Genomic DNA, 17998 nt, shown 5'->3' with positions numbered 1-17998 from the left:
ATGCGTTTGTTTATTGCGGAAAAACCGAGTCTCGCTAGGGCGATTGCCGATGTATTGCCAAAACCTCATCAACGAGGGGATGGCTTTATAAAATGCGGTGATGGCCAAACGGTCACATGGTGCATTGGTCACCTTCTTGAACAGGCTGAGCCCGATGCTTATGAGCCTCGTTATGCGCGTTGGAATTTACAAGACTTGCCGATTATTCCTGAAAAGTGGCAGTTAAAACCGCGCCCCTCAGTAACCAAACAGCTGAAAACCATCGAAGCACTACTCAAACAAGCAACTGTCGTTATCCATGCAGGAGACCCTGATAGAGAAGGACAGTTGCTGGTGGATGAAGTGCTCGATTATCTACAACTTGATGCAGAAAAACGAAAAACAGTAAAACGTTGCCTTATCAACGACCTTAACCCTCAAGCGGTAGAGCGTGCTATTGAGCGGTTAAGGGAAAACCGTGAGTTTATCCCATTGTGCGTTTCTGCCCTTGCCAGAGCAAGAGCGGATTGGCTGTATGGCATTAATATGACTCGGGCTTATACGTTGCTTGGGCAGCGTGGTGGCTATCAAGGTGTGCTTTCTGTGGGACGGGTACAAACCCCAGTCTTGGGACTGGTGGTGAGGCGAGATGAAGAAATAGAACACTTTGTGCCGAAAGACTTTTTTGAAGTGAAAGCGCATATTGTGACGCCAAACGATGAGCGCTTTGTGGCGACATGGCAACCGAGTGAGTCTTGCATTGATTATCAGGACGAAGAAGGGCGTTTATTTCATCGACCGCTTGCTGAGCATGTGGTTTCCCGAATTGAAGGAAAACCCGCAATTGTCACGCTATATCAAGATAAACGTGAGTCTGAAATTGCGCCATTGCCTTTTTCATTGTCTGCATTGCAAATTGAAGCCGCCAAAAAATATGCGTTAAGCGCACAAGAAGTGTTAGATATCTGCCAGCGCTTATATGAAACCCACAAATTGATTACGTACCCGCGTTCAGATAGCCGTTATTTACCAGATGAACACTTTGCGGGTCGGCATAGTGTCTTAAATGCGATTGCTGTTCACCAACCCGATCTTACTGAATTTGAGCTACCTGAATTAGATAAGAAAAATCGTTGTTGGGATGACAAAAAAGTTGATGCTCACCACGCCATCATTCCTACGGCGAAAGCGACTGCGGTGAAATTAACAGAAAATGAAAGTAATATTTATCAGTTAATTGCACGTCAATATATTATCCAATTTATGTCTGATGCGGTTTTTCGCAAGTGTACAATTGAATTGGAAATTGAAAAGGGCAAATTTATTGCGAAAGCACGTTTTCTGGCAGAAGCGGGCTGGCGGGTTGTTTTAGGTGGAAAAGAGCGTGATGCTGAAAATGATGGCATGCCGTTGCCCGTTGTTGCTAAAGATGATGAGCTTTTGTGTGAAAAAGGGGAAGTGGTTGAAAGGCAAACTCAGCCACCGAGGCCTTTTACTGATGCAACGTTGTTATCCGCGATGACCGGTATTGCCAGATTTGTGCAAGATAAAGCATTAAAAAAAGTATTGCGAGAAACGGATGGCTTGGGAACAGAAGCAACTCGTGCAGGGATTATCGATCTCTTATTTAAACGCCAGTTTCTCTATAAAAAGGGGCGTTATATTCATTCATCTCCCGCAGGTAGAGCCTTAATTCATGTATTGCCGGATATGGCGACCTTGCCAGATATGACCGCCCACTGGGAGTCCGTTTTGACGCAAATCAGTGAAAAGCAAACTCGGTATGATGATTTTATGCATCCTTTGAGTGAAACATTGATACAGCTGATTCATTATGCACGCCAATCCACTAATTTACGTGCTTTTCGAGAGTTACCACCTGCACCAAGCAAAGGTGGCAAGAAAAGCGTTAAAACTGCAAAGAAAACGAAAAAGAAATCAGATTAACCAAACTGAAAAAGGCACTCAAATGAGTGCCTTTTTCTATAGGGAATATCAGCTATTTACTTAAATCGAATTCAGACCAAACAGGGGCGTGGTCAGACGGTTTTTCCATTCCACGGATCTCATAGTCGATACCTGTTGCAATACAGCGCTCAGCAAGCTTATTTGATGCCAGCAATAAATCGATGCGTAAACCTCGGTTATCATCAAAACCTTTTGAACGGTAATCAAACCATGAATAGCAGTCATCTACATCCGGGTTCTTAGCGCGATATGTATCAACTAAGCCCCAACCTAAAAGTTTATCTAGCCATTCACGTTCTTCAGGTAAAAATGAACATTTACCTGTTTTTAACCAGCGTTTGCGGTTGATATCACCAATACCAATATCTAAGTCTGTTGGACTGATATTCATATCGCCCATAATTAATAATTGTGATTCTGCTGTTTGTGTTGAGGTGATATAGCTTTGTAGATCACGGTAAAATTTTTCTTTAGCTGGAAATTTTGTTGGATGGTCACGGCTTTCGCCTTGAGGGAAGTAGCCATTAACAACGGTTAGCGGCCCACGTTCTGTGTGGATATCAGCCATAATAATTCGACGTTGGGCATCTTCATCGTCGGTCGGGAAGCCTTTTCGAACAGCGATGGGTTCATTTTTTGTTAGCAGCGCAACACCATAGTGAGCTTTTTGGCCGTGATAAAAAACATGATAGCCGAGCTTGCTAACTTCTTCATATGGAAACATATCATCATGCACTTTGGTTTCTTGTAAGCCGATGACTTCAGGTTGATGTTTTTCGATGATGGCAGCAAGTTGATGCGGGCGAGCACGAAGACCATTAATGTTAAACGATATGAATTTCATGGATTTTTTATCACCTATTGTCAGTATTCCTGCGATTGATTCTAACAGATGATAAGAACACTGTAACCCATATGATGTGCGTTACGGGTTAAAGTTTTTATATTAAATAGTAATTAATCAATTGAAGGTATTCAAAATTGAAAAGGATGTGTATTAAAAAAGGATATCAACAAATTTAATTATTTATAATTTATTAGTAGGAATTAAATTATCTACCATATAAAAACACTATGGATAATTAATAAATGGTTGTTACTTAAAATAAACAAGGGATATTAATTTCATTTAAAGTCAATTGGTTATTTGTATTTTAATGTGATTTAATAGTGGAGTCATAAAAAATAACTAAGCGAAACAGTATAATATATTGCTTTGCTATGTTGGAAATTATAAAAATACTTTTATGAAATATTGTTACTCATTCAATAAAAAATTAAATTTTATTTTTTATTGAATGATTTTGGTTATGGGCTAATCGGTACGTTATTTATTAGATAATAATGCTATTGATTAACATATTAATAAATAGAATGGGGTCATAGATATGTTCTTTTCAAGAAAATTAGAGGCGTTTATGGCGGTTGTTGAAAATGGCTCGTTAAGTAAAGCTGCAAGAGTGATGAACCGTACGACGCCTCCTATCGCGAAGTCTATCAAAGACTTTGAAACAAGCCTAGGTAAGCGGCTTTTTAAACGAGAAAAATTTGGAATGACATTAACTAAGGATGGCCAGGAGCTTTATAACGATCTTAGAGATCTCTATTTGCAGGAGAAAGAAATCACGAAAAAACACTTTTCAGGATATATTGTTAACGAAGCGAATATTTATTATGACTGGGGTAAGGAAAGTCATTTAATTAATCTTTATCAAGCTGCTCATCAAAATAATGTACAAGTAAATATATTAAGGTTTAATTATGATGAAGTGGATGAAATAGTTGACTATGACGGTAATACATTGATTCTAAGTTCAGAATTGGTGGTTAGTGAGCGTTTTTCATTACAAAAAAAAATAGAGAACTCCCCACTAGGAATATATTGCCGTAAAGAATTGTATGAAAAATTTAATCATGAACTCGTCTCACTATTACAAGAAAGCACTTGGCTTTGTGACCCTGCATTTTATAAAAGCTCTTTGATGAGTGATTTATTAGGAAAGGTAGAAACGTTAGATAGTAAAGTGAGTGTTAGGCAAATGGATAATATTGGGTGCTGCCAAAGCTTTATTCAAGATGGTGATTTTATTGGTATCATCGATCATTATCCAGAAGAGGAGTTAGTCGATAAATCATTGATATATATATCATTGAATAAATTATTAGGGCAAAGTGAATGTTATGTTTATAAATCAAAAGCACATTCTAGTGTATTGAACCGTTTTATGGGTGTCGTTGATAAACTAGGCGTTGAATGTGTTTAGATGGTGGTGGGAGAAGGATTCGAACCTTCGAAGTCTGTGACGGCAGATTTACAGTCTGCTCCCTTTGGCCGCTTGGGTATCCCACCAGATTTTGAATTGCTGTAATCGTTGACAGCGGGCGGCATAATATCAAATGACGCGCCGCTGTAAAGCATTAATTTTCAATAAAACGTTCGTTTGCTGTTTTTTTGCTCTTAATGCTTGTTAAGTCTACAAATTTCACTTAGAAAAGTCACCAGCGTGTATTTGTTTATAAGATAATGGTGCGGTTACCATATACAAATACACGTTGTGCCAGCACCCAGTATAATGCGTGGCTCAGAACATTTTTCTCAACATCACGTCCTGCACGCATCATATCGTCCGCTGTAAATGTATGGTCAACATTGATCACGTTTTGCGTGATAATTGGCCCTTCATCCAAGTTATCATTCACAAAGTGCGCAGTAGCGCCAATAATCTTCACTCCACGCTCATAGGCTTGATGATAAGGACGCGCCCCAATAAAGGCGGGTAGGAATGAGTGGTGAATATTAATAATCTGATTAGGGTAGTGCTGAACAAATGCTGGCGTTAAAACACGCATGTACTTAGCGAGGACAACATAATCAGGTTGGTACTGGTCAATTTGTGCCGTCATTTTTTCATCGTGTTGTTCACGGGTTAAACCTTCGTGACTGATAAGATGGAATGGGATGCCAAATTGTTCGACCAAGTTTTTTAGCGTGTCATGATTGCCAATAACGGCAGCAATTTCAACTTCTAACCCGTCATAGGCACTTTTCATCAATAAATCACCTAAGCAATGAGCTTCTTTTGTCACCATTATTACGATGCGACGACGACCAGAAACATTAAGCTCACGTTTAGAGCCTACGGGCAAAGCATCATCAAGATCAGCTAAGAGGGTTTCATCATTAAAAATACCCTCAAGCTCTGTTCGCATGAAAAATCGGCCAGTACGGTGATCCACAAATTCATTATTTTGCACAATGTTAAGCTGGTGTTTGTAACAAATATTGGTGATTTTTGCGATTAATCCTTTTGCATCAGGGCAAATTGTCCTGAGGATTTTTTTTTGTACAATTTTTTGTTGCATGAAGCTGTCTATCCTTAACTAACAGAGCCTATTTCATAAGGCCAATAACATACGATGTCATGAACTTGATTGGCAGTAAAATTTCTGGGTCTTGAAATGAATTAGCCTTGGTCACAGCATTTTTTATATTTTTTGCCAGAACCGCAGGGACATAAATCATTTCGTCCTACTTTGGGCGTAATGCCATCAAGATAATACCAGCGCGAATTCAAACGAATAAAGCGGGAACGTTCATGAATAAGTTGTTTATGATCAGCTTTTTCATCAATAAAGCAAGTCGAAAATTCGACATAGCCTTCGTCTGGATTTTTAGCATAAGAAGAACTAATAACACGGAGGCCTAACCACTGCGTTTGTTCGAAGCTGGTTATTATTTCTTGCTCCCACTGTTTAGCGTTGCAATCTGGGTGCCATGTTTCAATAAGATAATTAGCGTTATGGTGGACATAGGCACTATAACGTGACCGCATCAGCTGTTCAGGGGTTTCAGGAGTGGCTTCTTTTTTCAAAAAAGGTGCACAGCAATGTTCAAATTGTGCTCTGCTGCCACAACAGCACTTACTTTCTTCTTGGTGATCCATAATACTCTCGATAAAAATAAGTAGAAGGTTGAAAAGTCACTATACTCAAAAGATAGGTGAAAAATGATTCTATAATATGAATAATAGTATTGTTAATTAACTAGGCCATCGCAGTAGGTATCAAATGAAAAATAGAAAAATATTGATAATAGAAGACGAAATTACCTTCTGTACCATCTTGAAAACTTACTTAGAAAGTTTAGAGATAGAGATATATACCGCAAGCAATGGCCAACAAGCAATTACTATGTTGACGATTGGGGAAATTGAACCCGATGTCATTCTTTGTGACCTCAACATGCCGGTGATGGATGGTGAGGCCTTCATGCGTGAACTCGTTGCAAGAAATATCACCATTCCTGTTATCGTTATTTCTGCGACAACAGATTTTACAAAACTCGACCGCATGTTTCGTCTCGGCGCAAGAGATGCATTACTTAAACCGATAAAGAACCTAGACGAAGTTAAAATTACCATTTTGTCTGCATTGTACCCAGAAGAGGATAATCTCACGGCCCAGATTGGGGAGGAGATCGAGCAAATAGCTGCTCTAATGCAAAGTAATACACAAGATATGTTAGCGGTTTTAAAGCAATTGCAGCCTCCAGTATGTCAAAACATTAATGGATATCGTATAAATTATCGGCAATTAAACGAGGCTAACCGGTTTGGATTGTTGCTTGATTTAGCGCCTATATCAGAGAACCAAATTGGATTTTATTGTATTGATACTGAGCGTTCACCACAAGAAGGGATCATGGCCGCTTTTTTAATCCGAGTTGTCTTCAATGATTTGCTAAAAAATGCAGTAAGTTATCCAGACAAAAAATTACCGAATATAGATAAAATTATTAATCAGATAAATCATTTGCTGGAAGATTCAGGGTTTGATGGGCAATTTCCATTGTTGTTAGGGTATTTTAATACTCACAATAAAGCCATTATTCTGGCTAGTGCAGGTTTAGAAGCCGAAGTGACTACAGAAGAATCTCATTTTAAGCTGGAGAGAAGTATTCCATTAGGTGCTTTAAAATTCTACCATCCAAACCATTTAGAAATAAATGGGACGGCTTGGCAGTGTTTAATTCGCAATAACAGCCAAAAAATAAAACTTATGTTTAATCCTGAAAATTAATGCTGTCTTAAAATGAATGGCAATGACGGGTAAAATAATACCAATAAGAGTCATCGCTATTTATTCATTAACAATTCCTGATATACTCCTGCGCAATAAAAAAATACCTCCTTCACTTTTTTGAAATATGAGGGAAAGTTGCGTAGAAATTCTCAGGAGCTATAAAATGACACAACGTAAGGTGCGAAAAGCGGTGATCCCTGTTGCGGGATTAGGGACACGGATGTTGCCAGCAACTAAGGCGATACCGAAAGAGATGTTACCGATCGTTGATAAACCATTGATTCAGTATGTTGTTAATGAGTGTATTGCAGCGGGTATCAATGAAATTGTTCTTGTTACACACTCGTCTAAAAATTCAATTGAAAATCATTTTGATACTAGCTTTGAATTAGAGGCTATTTTAGAAGCTCGTGTTAAGCGCCAATTATTAGATGAAGTCCAATCTATTTGCCCAAGCCACGTCACGATTATGCAGACTCGCCAAGGCATTGCTAAAGGGTTAGGGCACGCGATTTTATGTGCTAAGCCATTAGTTGGTGAAGAGCCTTTTGCGGTGATCTTACCTGATGTTATCTTAGACCGTTACAGTACAGACCTAAGCAAGTTTAATCTACGTGAAATGCTTGAGCATTACGAAGACACTGGTGCGAGTCAAATACTTGTTGAGCCTGTTCCACATGAAGATGTGTCTAACTATGGTATTGTCGATTGTAATGGGGAAACATTACAACCGGGAGATAGTAAAAAAATTATTCGGATGGTAGAAAAACCTAAGCAAGATGAAGCACCATCTAATTTATCAATTGTCGGTCGTTATGTATTATCTGAGAAAATTTGGGATGCATTAGCGAAAACAGCCCCAGGTGCTGGAGATGAAATTCAATTAACGGATGCAATTGCGTTAATGATGGAAAATAATGAACCTGTTGAAGCCTACCACTTATGTGGTAAAAGCCATGACTGCGGTAATAAATTAGGTTATATGAAAGCCTTTGTGGAATATGGAATGCAACATGACACGTTAGGTGACGATTTTACCAAATGGGTGAAAGATTTAGCTGAAAGCTTAAATACATCTAAATAGTGTTATACAGTCAGGTTTTATTATAGGCTAACTTAATTTGTTAGCCTTTTTTATGCAAGGAACTAGGATTATTTAAGCTTGTTATCTAAGTAATCAGAGGTATATCAAATTTTCTATATGAGGCTTTAGCCACTTTTTAGTTTTTTGAGACTTAAGCATTAAAAATACATGTTTAGACCAGACTAATAAACACACGTCTATACACCTGATTAATTCTAATTAAGATTACATTTCTTTACTATCTCGAGTTTTTTATTAATTTTTCAAGCCGTTTGCTGATAAGAAATACACGTCTAAACGTGGGCGGGAGAAGAATGATATTAAGAAGCCTATTTTATATGCGAGTGTGCTTTCGTAACAGATGGCTAATATAAAATAATATATAAGGGTACAAACAAAAACACCCTTTTAAAAAGGGTGTTTAGAATAAGCTTTTAGGCGATTAGATTAAGAAATCGTCTAAAGATTTACCTGCGTCAATAGCAACTTTGATCACGGCTGGAGTACGGCCTTGGCCTGTCCAAGTTTTAGTTTCGCCGTTTTCATCAACATATTTATATTTAGCAGGGCGTGCAGCACGCTTAGCACGAGTACTTGTTGTTTTGCCTGAATCCATTGTTTGCAGAAGGTCGTTTAAATCTACGCCTTGCTCAAGGATCATTTCACGAACTTTTTCTAACTTACGGTTACGTTCTTCTAATTCAGCACGTGCTTGGCTTTCTTCATCACGGCGCTCTTCAACAACGACCGTTAATTTTTCCAGCATTTCTTCTAAAGATTCTAAAGTAACTTCGCGAGCTTGAGCACGAAGAGTACGGATGTTATTTAACGCTTTTAATGATTCGCTCATTTTCCTGGTCTCAAATTATTTGTTGGCATGTGTACAGTAATAATAGAGTGCTATTTTAAATTCTGCAATAGCTAAATTACTTCCCTAGTTTAAAAGTAATCTTTAACGAATGCAATTTTTTTACTAAAGAAATATAAACTTTTGGTAGATATATATACCACTATTATCAATAACTGAACTAATGAAAAAAATAGCAATATGGAAAAGCTTAACAAACTTAATATTCTTCAAAACGAGTAAAAGGTCTTTTTTTACATTAACTCAGAATAATTGGGGTAGAGATTAACTTAAATTTTCATTTTTTGATGAGAAAATTTACTGCAATGTGCTTTAGTCAGGCTGTTTATTGTTAATATAAAATTAGCTTTTATTGCATATAAGGTAATCATTATAAGTATAAAACACAGATATGTTTACGTAAAAAAAGTTAAACTTTCAATAAGTAAAGTAAGTGTGAGTGGTTATAGTTAATCCAAGAACATGTTTTATGGTAAAATATTTTGGATATTATTTTTGAGGAAACTGCCAGATGGCTCAGCTTTATTTTTATTATTCAGCGATGAATGCAGGGAAATCAACGTCTTTGTTACAGTCATCGTATAACTATAACGAAAGAGGAATGCGGACGTTGATATTCACGGCAGAGATTGATAATCGTTTTGCCCAGGGGAAGGTATCTTCGCGCATTGGTTTATCAGCTGAAGCTTTATTATTCTCACCATTAACCAATATGGCAGAGGTTATTAAGCAAGAAAATAGCGCACAAAAAGTACATTGTGTTCTTATTGATGAGTGTCAATTTTTAACTAAACAACAAGTAGAGCAATTATGCGATATTGTTGATAACAGTGATATCCCTGTTTTATGTTATGGCTTAAGAACAGACTTTGCAGGGCAGTTATTTGAAGGGAGTCAATATTTACTTGCGTGGGCTGATAAGCTTGTTGAGCTTAAAACCGTTTGTTACTGTGGCCGTAAAGCGAATAAAGTATTACGTGTAGGTAGTGATGGTATTCCTGTTTACGAAGGTGCACAGGTTGATATAGGCGGTAATGAGAAGTATATCTCTGTATGTCGTAAGCATTATGCCGATGCGATAGAACAAGCAAAATTAATGGACTTAGGCACTATTCCTAAAAAGGGTATCGATTTTAATTAAGTTTAAAAATAGTCAGTAAGATAAACGATATAGTCCGAAGAGTTTGATGTGTTTGAATGAGTGGCTAAGTGCTTTAGTTCATCTAATATATGATTGTATTTTAATACCATTATATTATCGACAGAAACAATAAAGGCACCGCATTTGCGGTGCCTTTATTATTTAATTACCACTAAGAATTATTTTTTAGATGGTTTTTTTTCAGCAACTTTTTTAGGGGCTGCTTTTTTCTCAACAGCTTTCTTTTCTGTTTTCAGTTCAACAGATGGTGCACCTGCGTGCTCCACAAAATCACGACCATAATAGGAATCCAGTAATAACTGTTTAATTTCAGAGATTAATGGATAACGTGGGTTTGCCCCGGTACATTGGTCATCGAAAGCATCTTCAGACAGCTTATCTACACGCGCTAAGAAATCAGCTTCCGCAACACCTGTTTCACGGATGGATTTAGGAATACCTAAGTCAGCTTTAATTTCATCTAACCACGCTAATAACTTCTCAATTTTAACACCTGTACGGTCATCTGGATTTGTTAGACCGAGATGATCTGCAATCTCAGCATATTGACGACGCGCATGAGGACGGTCGTATTGGCTGAATGCAGTTTGTTTGGTTGGGTTATCGTTCGCATTGAAACGGATAACGTTACAGATTAATAGCGCATTTGCCAGACCATGAGGAATATGGAACTCAGAGCCAAGTTTGTGTGCCATTGAGTGACATACACCCAAGAAAGCGTTAGCAAAGGCAATACCCGCTAAGGTTGCACCATTGTGTACACGTTCCCGTGCTACTGGGTTTTTGGCACCTTCATGATAACTCGCTGGCAGATAATCTTTTAATAAGCTTAGTGCTTTCAATGCTTGACCATCGGTAAACTCATTGGCCAATACGGAAACATAAGCTTCTAATGCGTGGGTGACCGCATCTAAACCACCAAAAGCAGTTAATGATTTTGGCATGTTCATGACAAGGTTAGCATCGACAATTGCCATATTTGGCGTTAATGCATAGTCGGCTAATGGGTATTTTTGCCCTGTTTTATCATCGGTCACAACTGCAAATGGTGTGACTTCAGAACCTGTACCTGATGTGGTTGTGATAGCCACTAATTTTGCTTTCACGCCCATTTTAGGGAAACGGTGAATACGTTTACGGATATCCATAAAGCGTAATGCCAGTTCTTCAAAATGCGTTTCAGGGTGCTCGTACATAACCCACATGATTTTCGCCGCATCCATTGGGGAACCGCCACCTAATGCGATAATGACATCAGGTTGGAAAGCTTGCATTTGTGCCGCACCTTTGCGAACAACTGTTAACGTTGGGTCGGCTTCAACTTCAAAGAAAACATCAGTTTCAATATGGTGTTTTTTGAGAACATTAACAACTTCATCCACATAGCCATTATTAAATAAGTAGCCATCGGTGACGATAAATGCACGTTTTGCACCATCAGTCGCAATCTCTTCAAGGGCAATCGGTAAACAGCCACGGCGGAAGTAGATTGAATTTGGAAGTTTATGCCACAACATATTTTCAGCTCTCTTCGCTACAGTTTTGGTATTAATCAAATGTTTAGGACCAACGTTTTCGGAGATGGAGTTACCACCCCAAGAACCGCAGCCGAGCGTGAGAGAAGGGGCTAATTTAAAGTTATACAAGTCACCAATCCCACCTTGTGAAGCAGGGGTGTTGATCAGGATACGTGCTGTTTTCATTTTTTGACCGAAATAATTTACACGTACATGTTCATTATCTTGGTCTGTATATAAGCAAGAGGTGTGGCCAATACCGCCCATTTCAACCAATTGCTCCGCTTTTGCTACCGCATCTTCAAAGTTTTTGCCGCGGTACATCGCTAACAGTGGCGACAGTTTTTCATGGGCAAAAGGTTCAGACTCATCAATCAGTTTTACTTCACCAATTAAAATCTTGGTATTCATTGGTACCGTAATACCTGCCATTTCCGCAATTTTATGCGCAGGTTGCCCCACGATAGCGGCATTTAAGTTACCATTTTTTAAAATAATATCTTGAACGGCTTTGAGTTCTTTACCTTGCAGTAAATAACCGCCATGGTTTGCAAAACGTTCACGTACTTGGTTATAAATTTCATCGACAACAACAACAGACTGCTCAGATGCACAGATAACGCCGTTATCGAAGGTTTTGGACATTAAAATAGAAGCCACTGCGCGTTTAATATCGGCGGTTTCATCGATAACAACTGGGGTATTACCCGCACCCACACCAATGGCTGGTTTACCTGAGCTGTAAGCTGCTTTTACCATACCTGGGCCACCTGTCGCTAAGATCAGGTTAATATCAGGGTGGTGCATTAATGCATTGGATAATTCAACGGATGGGGAATCAATCCAGCCAATAATATCTTTTGGTGCGCCTGCTGCAATAGCGGCATTAAGAACAATTTCCGCTGCACGGTTAGTTGCCACTTTCGCACGTGGGTGCGGAGAGAAAATAATGGCATTACGTGTTTTTAAGCTAATCAGCGATTTAAAAATAGCTGTTGATGTTGGGTTTGTTGTTGGTACGATACCGCAGATAATCCCAATAGGTTCTGCAATCGTAATTGTACCAAATGTTGGGTCTTCAGATAGAACACCGCAGGTCTTTTCGTCTTTATATGCATTATAGATATATTCGGAAGCAAAGTGGTTTTTGATCACTTTATCTTCAATAATACCCATACCAGACTCTTCTACAGCGAGTTTTGCAAGAGGGATACGTGCATCAGCAGCAGCAAGGGCAGCAGCGCGGAAGATTTCATCTACTTTTTCTTGCGAAAAACTAGCGAATTCGCGTTGAGCTTTTTTGACACGAGCAACGAGTTCATTGAGTTCGGTAACGTTAGTTACGGACATATAGATTACTCCTGATAAATGTTAAACTTTTTAAGCCAATGAGCAATGTATCTATAAACAGGGTTAAAAAAGACTGCCTAAAAAAGAAAGTATAGATAATATTAATAATAACGTAGCTCATCATCGCCTATTGGCTTAAAAACCTTGTTAAAACGTGAATTATTGATGAATAGCTTATCAATAACTCGGTCTATCAGTTAAGGATAGATTAACAAAACAGAAATTAAATAAAGTGATCTAAATCACGAAAATAGCAAGCTGACACCTTTCAGCATGGTTGTTTTTGTACTGTTTGAAATAGTGTTGTTGGTGTATTAATTAACTTTCACATAAGTAAGCTAAATGCATCGAGATTGATAATAAAGCTAACAAAAAATGGGGTAAAAAGAGACATCTACAGAAAATAGTGCTTTGCTCAAGGAAATTTGTTACATCAGTGATAAAATTAAAAAAGATATCAATACATCTCTAACCAGAGTTATTTAAGGAATTGAATGAGTGAGTGCTGCATTACTTGATCTATCGGGCTACATTAAGTTTTTCATCGGTCTATTTGCGCTGGTAAACCCTGTGGGTATTTTACCCGTGTTTATCAGTATGACTAATTACCAGAGTAATGCTGGGAGAAATAAAACCAACACCATTGCGAATACTTCAGTTGCTATTATTTTATGTACTTCATTATTGATTGGTGACTCAATCCTACAGTTATTTGGGATCTCAATTGATTCGTTCCGTATTGCTGGGGGGATATTGATTGTTACCATTGCAATGTCAATGATAAGCGGAAAAATTGGTGAAGATAAACAGAATAAACAGGAAAAAACAGAAACAGCTGTTCGTGACAGCATAGGTGTTGTGCCTTTAGCATTGCCGCTAATGGCAGGGCCGGGGGCAATAAGTTCTTGTATTGTCTGGTCTTCAAGATGGCACGGTTGGCAGAATTTTTTAGGTTTAGCCCTCACCAGTATTTTCTTTGCTTTTTGTTGCTGGTTATTGTTTCGCTCCGCCTCATTATTAGTCCGCTATTTAGGGCAAACAGGGATCAACGTTGTCACGAGGATCATGGGGTTATTACTGATGTCCCTTGGCATCGAATTTATCGTCATTGGTGTCAAAGCACTTTTCCCAGGTTTACTCTAAGCCATTTCTTTCCAATGCCGCTGTTATGCATTTTTGCAAGTAGCGGCATTGAGATAATTACCACCTTCCCAATACAGCCTCAAAGTATCCAACAGCAGGATATGTCGTAAATCCACTTTTTTTGTCATAAACAATCAGCAATAGAAACAGTCTTATCTGTAATTTAATGTCGCATTTTTTGCTAAATCAGGGATAAAAAGTAAGGAATTGTGAGCTGCGTAAATTTATTCACTATTCTAATTGGTGTTTGTTAATGATATGTTTGGAAGAGTGAAGGGGGAATGTACTGCGCCACACAACGAAGAGTAATGTATTTTATTGAATTTAAAGGGTTTTATGTTATCTGTGCAAGGTTATTTTAAGATTGATATAAAATTTTTAACTAACAAATGTTAATTAGTTGTTTTGATTATTTGTATCTAAAGGATAAATTTGGCTATGTGTGGCTAGCTAAAGGGTTTAATTAATCACAGTGAAGGTTGCTAATCATGAGGGACAAAATGATAAGAACGGCAATAGGTTTGGGAGCTCTGTCATTATTTTTTGCATCATCCTATGTAAGCGCGAATTCAGCTAAGCCAGTACAGTCAATTGTCATTAACAACGGCTCAGAAGTCGCCTCCCTTGACCCCCACAAAGTGGAAGGGGTTCCTGAAAGTAATATCATTTTAAATTTGTTAGAAGGTTTGGTTTATACGGATGTCGATGGAAAAGTGACACCGGGTGTGGCAAAAAGCTGGGAAAACGATAATTACATAACTTGGGTTTTCACACTCAGAGATGATGCAAAATGGAGTGATGGAACGCCTGTCACCGCAGATGATTTTGTGTATAGTTGGCAACGGCTTGCGGATCCCACAACAGGTTCACCTTATTCAAGTTACCTACAAAATGCTTATATTTTAAATGCAGATGAGATCCTTGCAGGTAAAAAGCCTGTCAATGAACTTGGCGTAAAAGCCTTAGACTCCCATCATTTACAAGTCACACTCAGCCACCCAGTGCCTTATTTTGTCGATATGTTATCCCATACCGCCATGAAACCTGTTCACAAACAAACAGTTGAAAAATATGGTGATAAATGGACTCAACCACAAAATTTTGTGGGAAATGGGGCTTATTTACTGGATAAATGGGTGGTTAACGAGCGCATTGTTGTCAAACGTAACCCATTATATTGGAATAACGCGCAGAGCAAGATAGATCACGCGACGTTCCTCTCGATTTCATCAGAAGTCAGTGATATCAACCGCTATCGCAGTGGTGAAACCGATATCAGCAATTCCGCTATTCCGCCTGCGCTTTATCAAAAAATGAAACAAGAAAGGCCTAATGAACTATATGTAAGGCCTTATTTATGTACTTTTTATTATGAAATCAATAATAAACGCCCACCCTTTAATGACCCTCGAGTGAGGGAAGCGATTAAGTTAGGGTTAGATAGAGAAACCATTACAAATAAAATCATCAATCAAGGCCAAACAGTGGCTTATGGTTTTACGCCAACGTTTATTAATAATGGAAATTTTGTTCCGCCACAGTGGGCTAGTTTACCTGCTGAGCAGCGTTATCAACGGGCGAAGGCTCTGCTGGCTGAGGCAGGTTACACCAAAGAGAATCCCCTGAAATTTTCGTTGTTATACAACACGTCAGATCAAAATAAACAGCAAGCCATTGTTGCGGCGTCTATGTGGCAAAAAAATATTGGCGCTAAAGTTACATTGCAAAATCAGGAATGGAAAACGTCCTTACAAAGTCGCCATGAGGGGCAATACGACGTTGCAAGGGCAACTTGGTGTGCCGATTACAATGAACCAACGGCATTTTTAAATATGATGCTAACGGGTAATAGTAATAACACAGGTTTCTATTCAAACACTGCGTTTGATGCATTACTTGCACAAGCATTAACTGCGCCAAATGAACAAGCGCGTCATCAGATTTATCAACAAGCTGAAGCCTTGCTAGACAAGGACTCTGCGTTAGTTCCTGTCTATTATCGCGTCAGCGCTCGTATGGTAAAACCCACCGTTGGTGGATTTAAAGGTAAAGACCCCCTTGATTATACGGATATTAAGCGGTTATATATAAGTGAACCTAATAAATAATATCCAAATAATTATAAAAAGTGTTTATCTCAAAGATAAACCTGCATCAACACACAATCATAATAAATATGTATGGGAGTAACCGATAAGATGAGTAAATTAATCAATAAATCGATTATTGCACTTAGCGTGACAGCTGGGTTAGCGATGGGGTCAATAGCAACCAGTTTTGCTGCGACGGTTCCAGCAGGTGTTGAACTTGCTGAAAAACAAGTAATGGTGAGAAATAACGGCTCAGAACCACAATCTTTAGATCCACACAAAATTGAAGGGGTACCTGAATCTGCTTTAGCAAGGGATCTATTTGAAGGTATTACTATTGTTGGCCCAGACGGGGAAATTTTACCTGGCTCAGCAACCAGCTGGGAAAACAAAGATTTTACCGAATGGACCTTTAAAATTCGAGATGGCGCAAAATGGTCAAATGGTGACCCTGTCACGGCAGAAGATTTCGTTTACAGCTGGCAGCGCTTAGCGGACCCCGATACCGCATCGCCATATGCAAGTTATTTGCAGTATGCGCATATCAAAAATGTTGATGACATTATTGCTGGCAAGAAAAAACCAGAAGAGCTTGGCGTTAAAGCCCTTGATGACAAAACATTAGTGATTTCTCTCAGCGAAGCTGTGCCTTATATTCCTAAATTATTAGCGCACTCATCCATGTCGCCAGTGAACAAAAAAGTGATTGAAAAAAATGGTGCGAAATGGACACAACCACAAAACTTTGTTGGTAATGGTGCGTATAAACTGAAAGATTGGACGGTTAACGAGCGTATTGTACTAGAGCGTAGCCCAACTTATTGGGACAATGCGAATACCGTTATTGACCAAGTGACTTTCCTGCCAATTTCCTCTGAAGTGACTGATGTAAACCGCTATCGAAGTGGTGAAATTGATATGACGTACAGTAACTTACCGATTGAGCAATTTAAAAGCTTACAACAAAATATGCCCAATGAGCTACGCGTAAGTCCTTATCTGTGTATTTACTACTATGAAATTAATAATGAAAAACCGCCATTTAACGACCCGCGAGTTCGTGAAGCGTTAAAACTGTCGATGGACAGAGACACAATTACCTATAAAGTGAAAGCGCAGGGGGATATCCCCGCTTATGGCTTTACTCCACCATTCACCAGCGGTATGAAAACTGAGAAACCAGATTGGTATGCCAATATGACTCAGGAACAGCGCAATGAAAAAGCCAAACAACTGTTAGAAGAAGCGGGTTATAACAAAGCAAACCCATTAAAATTCAACTTGTTATATAACACGTCAGACTTACATAAACGTATTGCGATTGCCGCGTCTTCTATGTGGAAGAAAAACATTGGCGCAGACGTTAAACTCGAAAACCAAGAGTGGAAAACATTCTTGGATAGCCGACATCAAGGTAACTATGATGTTGCCCGTGCAGGATGGTGCGCAGATTATAACGAACCTTCTTCATTCCTGAACATGCTGCTTTCTTACAGCAGTAATAATACCGTTCACTATAAAAACACGGACTTTGACGCTGTAATGAAGAAAACATTACAGGTGAAAACGGACGAAGAACGTGCAGCTTTATATCAACAAGCTGAAAAATTACTCGATAAAGACTCAGGAATTGTTCCGCTTTACTACTACGTTAATACCCGCTTGGTGAAACCGTATGTGGGTGGTTATAGCGGTAAAGACCCATTAGATAACTTACATACTAAAGATTTGTATATTATCAAACACTAATAACAA

13 protein-coding genes and 1 tRNA gene are annotated in these 17998 nt (G+C 38.7%); 8 read left to right on the top strand and 6 right to left on the bottom strand.

Going from position 1 to position 17998, the window contains the following annotated elements; translation table 11 throughout:
* Entirely contained in the window at positions 1–1926 is a 1926-nt protein-coding gene (locus AC4IFT_RS08485) for a DNA topoisomerase III (protein ID WP_490751089.1), read from the top strand.
* Positions 1927–1978: 52 nt separating this feature from the next.
* Here the strand turns inward: AC4IFT_RS08485 and xthA are convergent, their stop codons facing one another.
* Positions 1979–2791, bottom strand: a complete 813-nt coding sequence (gene xthA, locus AC4IFT_RS08480; RefSeq protein WP_490736850.1) for an exodeoxyribonuclease III — start codon at positions 2789–2791, stop codon at positions 1979–1981.
* A 544-nt stretch (positions 2792–3335) separates the two neighbouring features.
* Here xthA and AC4IFT_RS08475 point away from each other — a divergent pair.
* Complete coding sequence (locus tag AC4IFT_RS08475; protein WP_490751088.1) at positions 3336–4211, top strand: LysR family transcriptional regulator; 876 nt, start codon at positions 3336–3338, stop codon at positions 4209–4211.
* Position 4212: 1 nt separating this feature from the next.
* On the opposite strand, the gene AC4IFT_RS08470 is transcribed toward AC4IFT_RS08475, so the two are convergent.
* The 3 genes from AC4IFT_RS08470 to AC4IFT_RS08460 form a co-directional block, all read right to left on the bottom strand.
* A tRNA-Tyr gene (locus AC4IFT_RS08470) sits at positions 4213–4297 on the bottom strand.
* Between the two features lie 164 nt (positions 4298–4461).
* Positions 4462–5310, bottom strand: a complete 849-nt coding sequence (gene purU / locus AC4IFT_RS08465; protein WP_490736846.1) for a formyltetrahydrofolate deformylase — start codon at positions 5308–5310, stop codon at positions 4462–4464.
* 101 nt (positions 5311–5411) lie between these two features.
* Complete coding sequence (locus AC4IFT_RS08460; protein WP_490736844.1) at positions 5412–5891, bottom strand: YchJ family protein; 480 nt, start codon at positions 5889–5891, stop codon at positions 5412–5414.
* 124 nt (positions 5892–6015) lie between these two features.
* On the opposite strand from AC4IFT_RS08460, the gene rssB reads away from it, so the two are divergent.
* The gene (gene rssB, locus AC4IFT_RS08455) at positions 6016–7026 is read left to right on the top strand and encodes a two-component system response regulator RssB (protein WP_490736842.1); all 1011 of its coding nucleotides are present in this window, start codon (positions 6016–6018) and stop codon (positions 7024–7026) included.
* A 166-nt stretch (positions 7027–7192) separates the two neighbouring features.
* Positions 7193–8113, top strand: a complete 921-nt coding sequence (gene galU, locus AC4IFT_RS08450; RefSeq protein ID WP_490736840.1) for a UTP--glucose-1-phosphate uridylyltransferase GalU — start codon at positions 7193–7195, stop codon at positions 8111–8113.
* A 442-nt stretch (positions 8114–8555) separates the two neighbouring features.
* Here galU and hns read toward each other — a convergent pair whose 3' ends face one another.
* Entirely contained in the window at positions 8556–8963 is a 408-nt protein-coding gene (gene hns / locus AC4IFT_RS08445; RefSeq protein ID WP_490736838.1) for a histone-like nucleoid-structuring protein H-NS, read from the bottom strand.
* 529 nt (positions 8964–9492) lie between these two features.
* Between hns and AC4IFT_RS08440 the strand changes: the two genes are divergently transcribed.
* Positions 9493–10122, top strand: coding sequence for a thymidine kinase (locus AC4IFT_RS08440; RefSeq protein WP_490736836.1), 630 nt, complete (start codon positions 9493–9495; stop codon positions 10120–10122).
* Positions 10123–10301: 179 nt separating this feature from the next.
* On the opposite strand, the gene adhE is transcribed toward AC4IFT_RS08440, so the two are convergent.
* Positions 10302–13010 carry a bifunctional acetaldehyde-CoA/alcohol dehydrogenase gene (adhE, locus tag AC4IFT_RS08435; protein WP_490751087.1) on the bottom strand — a complete coding sequence of 903 codons (2709 nt, stop codon included), beginning with the start codon at positions 13008–13010 and terminating at the stop codon, positions 10302–10304.
* 498 nt (positions 13011–13508) lie between these two features.
* On the opposite strand from adhE, the gene AC4IFT_RS08430 reads away from it, so the two are divergent.
* From AC4IFT_RS08430 to oppA, 3 genes are all read left to right on the top strand, one after another.
* Complete coding sequence (locus AC4IFT_RS08430) at positions 13509–14153, top strand: YchE family NAAT transporter (protein WP_490751086.1); 645 nt, start codon at positions 13509–13511, stop codon at positions 14151–14153.
* A gap of 500 nt (positions 14154–14653) precedes the next feature.
* Positions 14654–16261, top strand: coding sequence for an ABC transporter substrate-binding protein (locus tag AC4IFT_RS08425; RefSeq protein ID WP_490751085.1), 1608 nt, complete (start codon positions 14654–14656; stop codon positions 16259–16261).
* Between the two features lie 90 nt (positions 16262–16351).
* The gene (gene oppA, locus AC4IFT_RS08420) at positions 16352–17992 is read left to right on the top strand and encodes an oligopeptide ABC transporter substrate-binding protein OppA (protein WP_490736830.1); all 1641 of its coding nucleotides are present in this window, start codon (positions 16352–16354) and stop codon (positions 17990–17992) included.
* Positions 17993–17998 lie beyond the last annotated feature (6 nt).

The sequence above is a fragment of the Providencia sp. UF-183 genome, from assembly GCF_058246155.1.
This window is presented reverse-complemented; position numbering and strand designations above follow the sequence as displayed.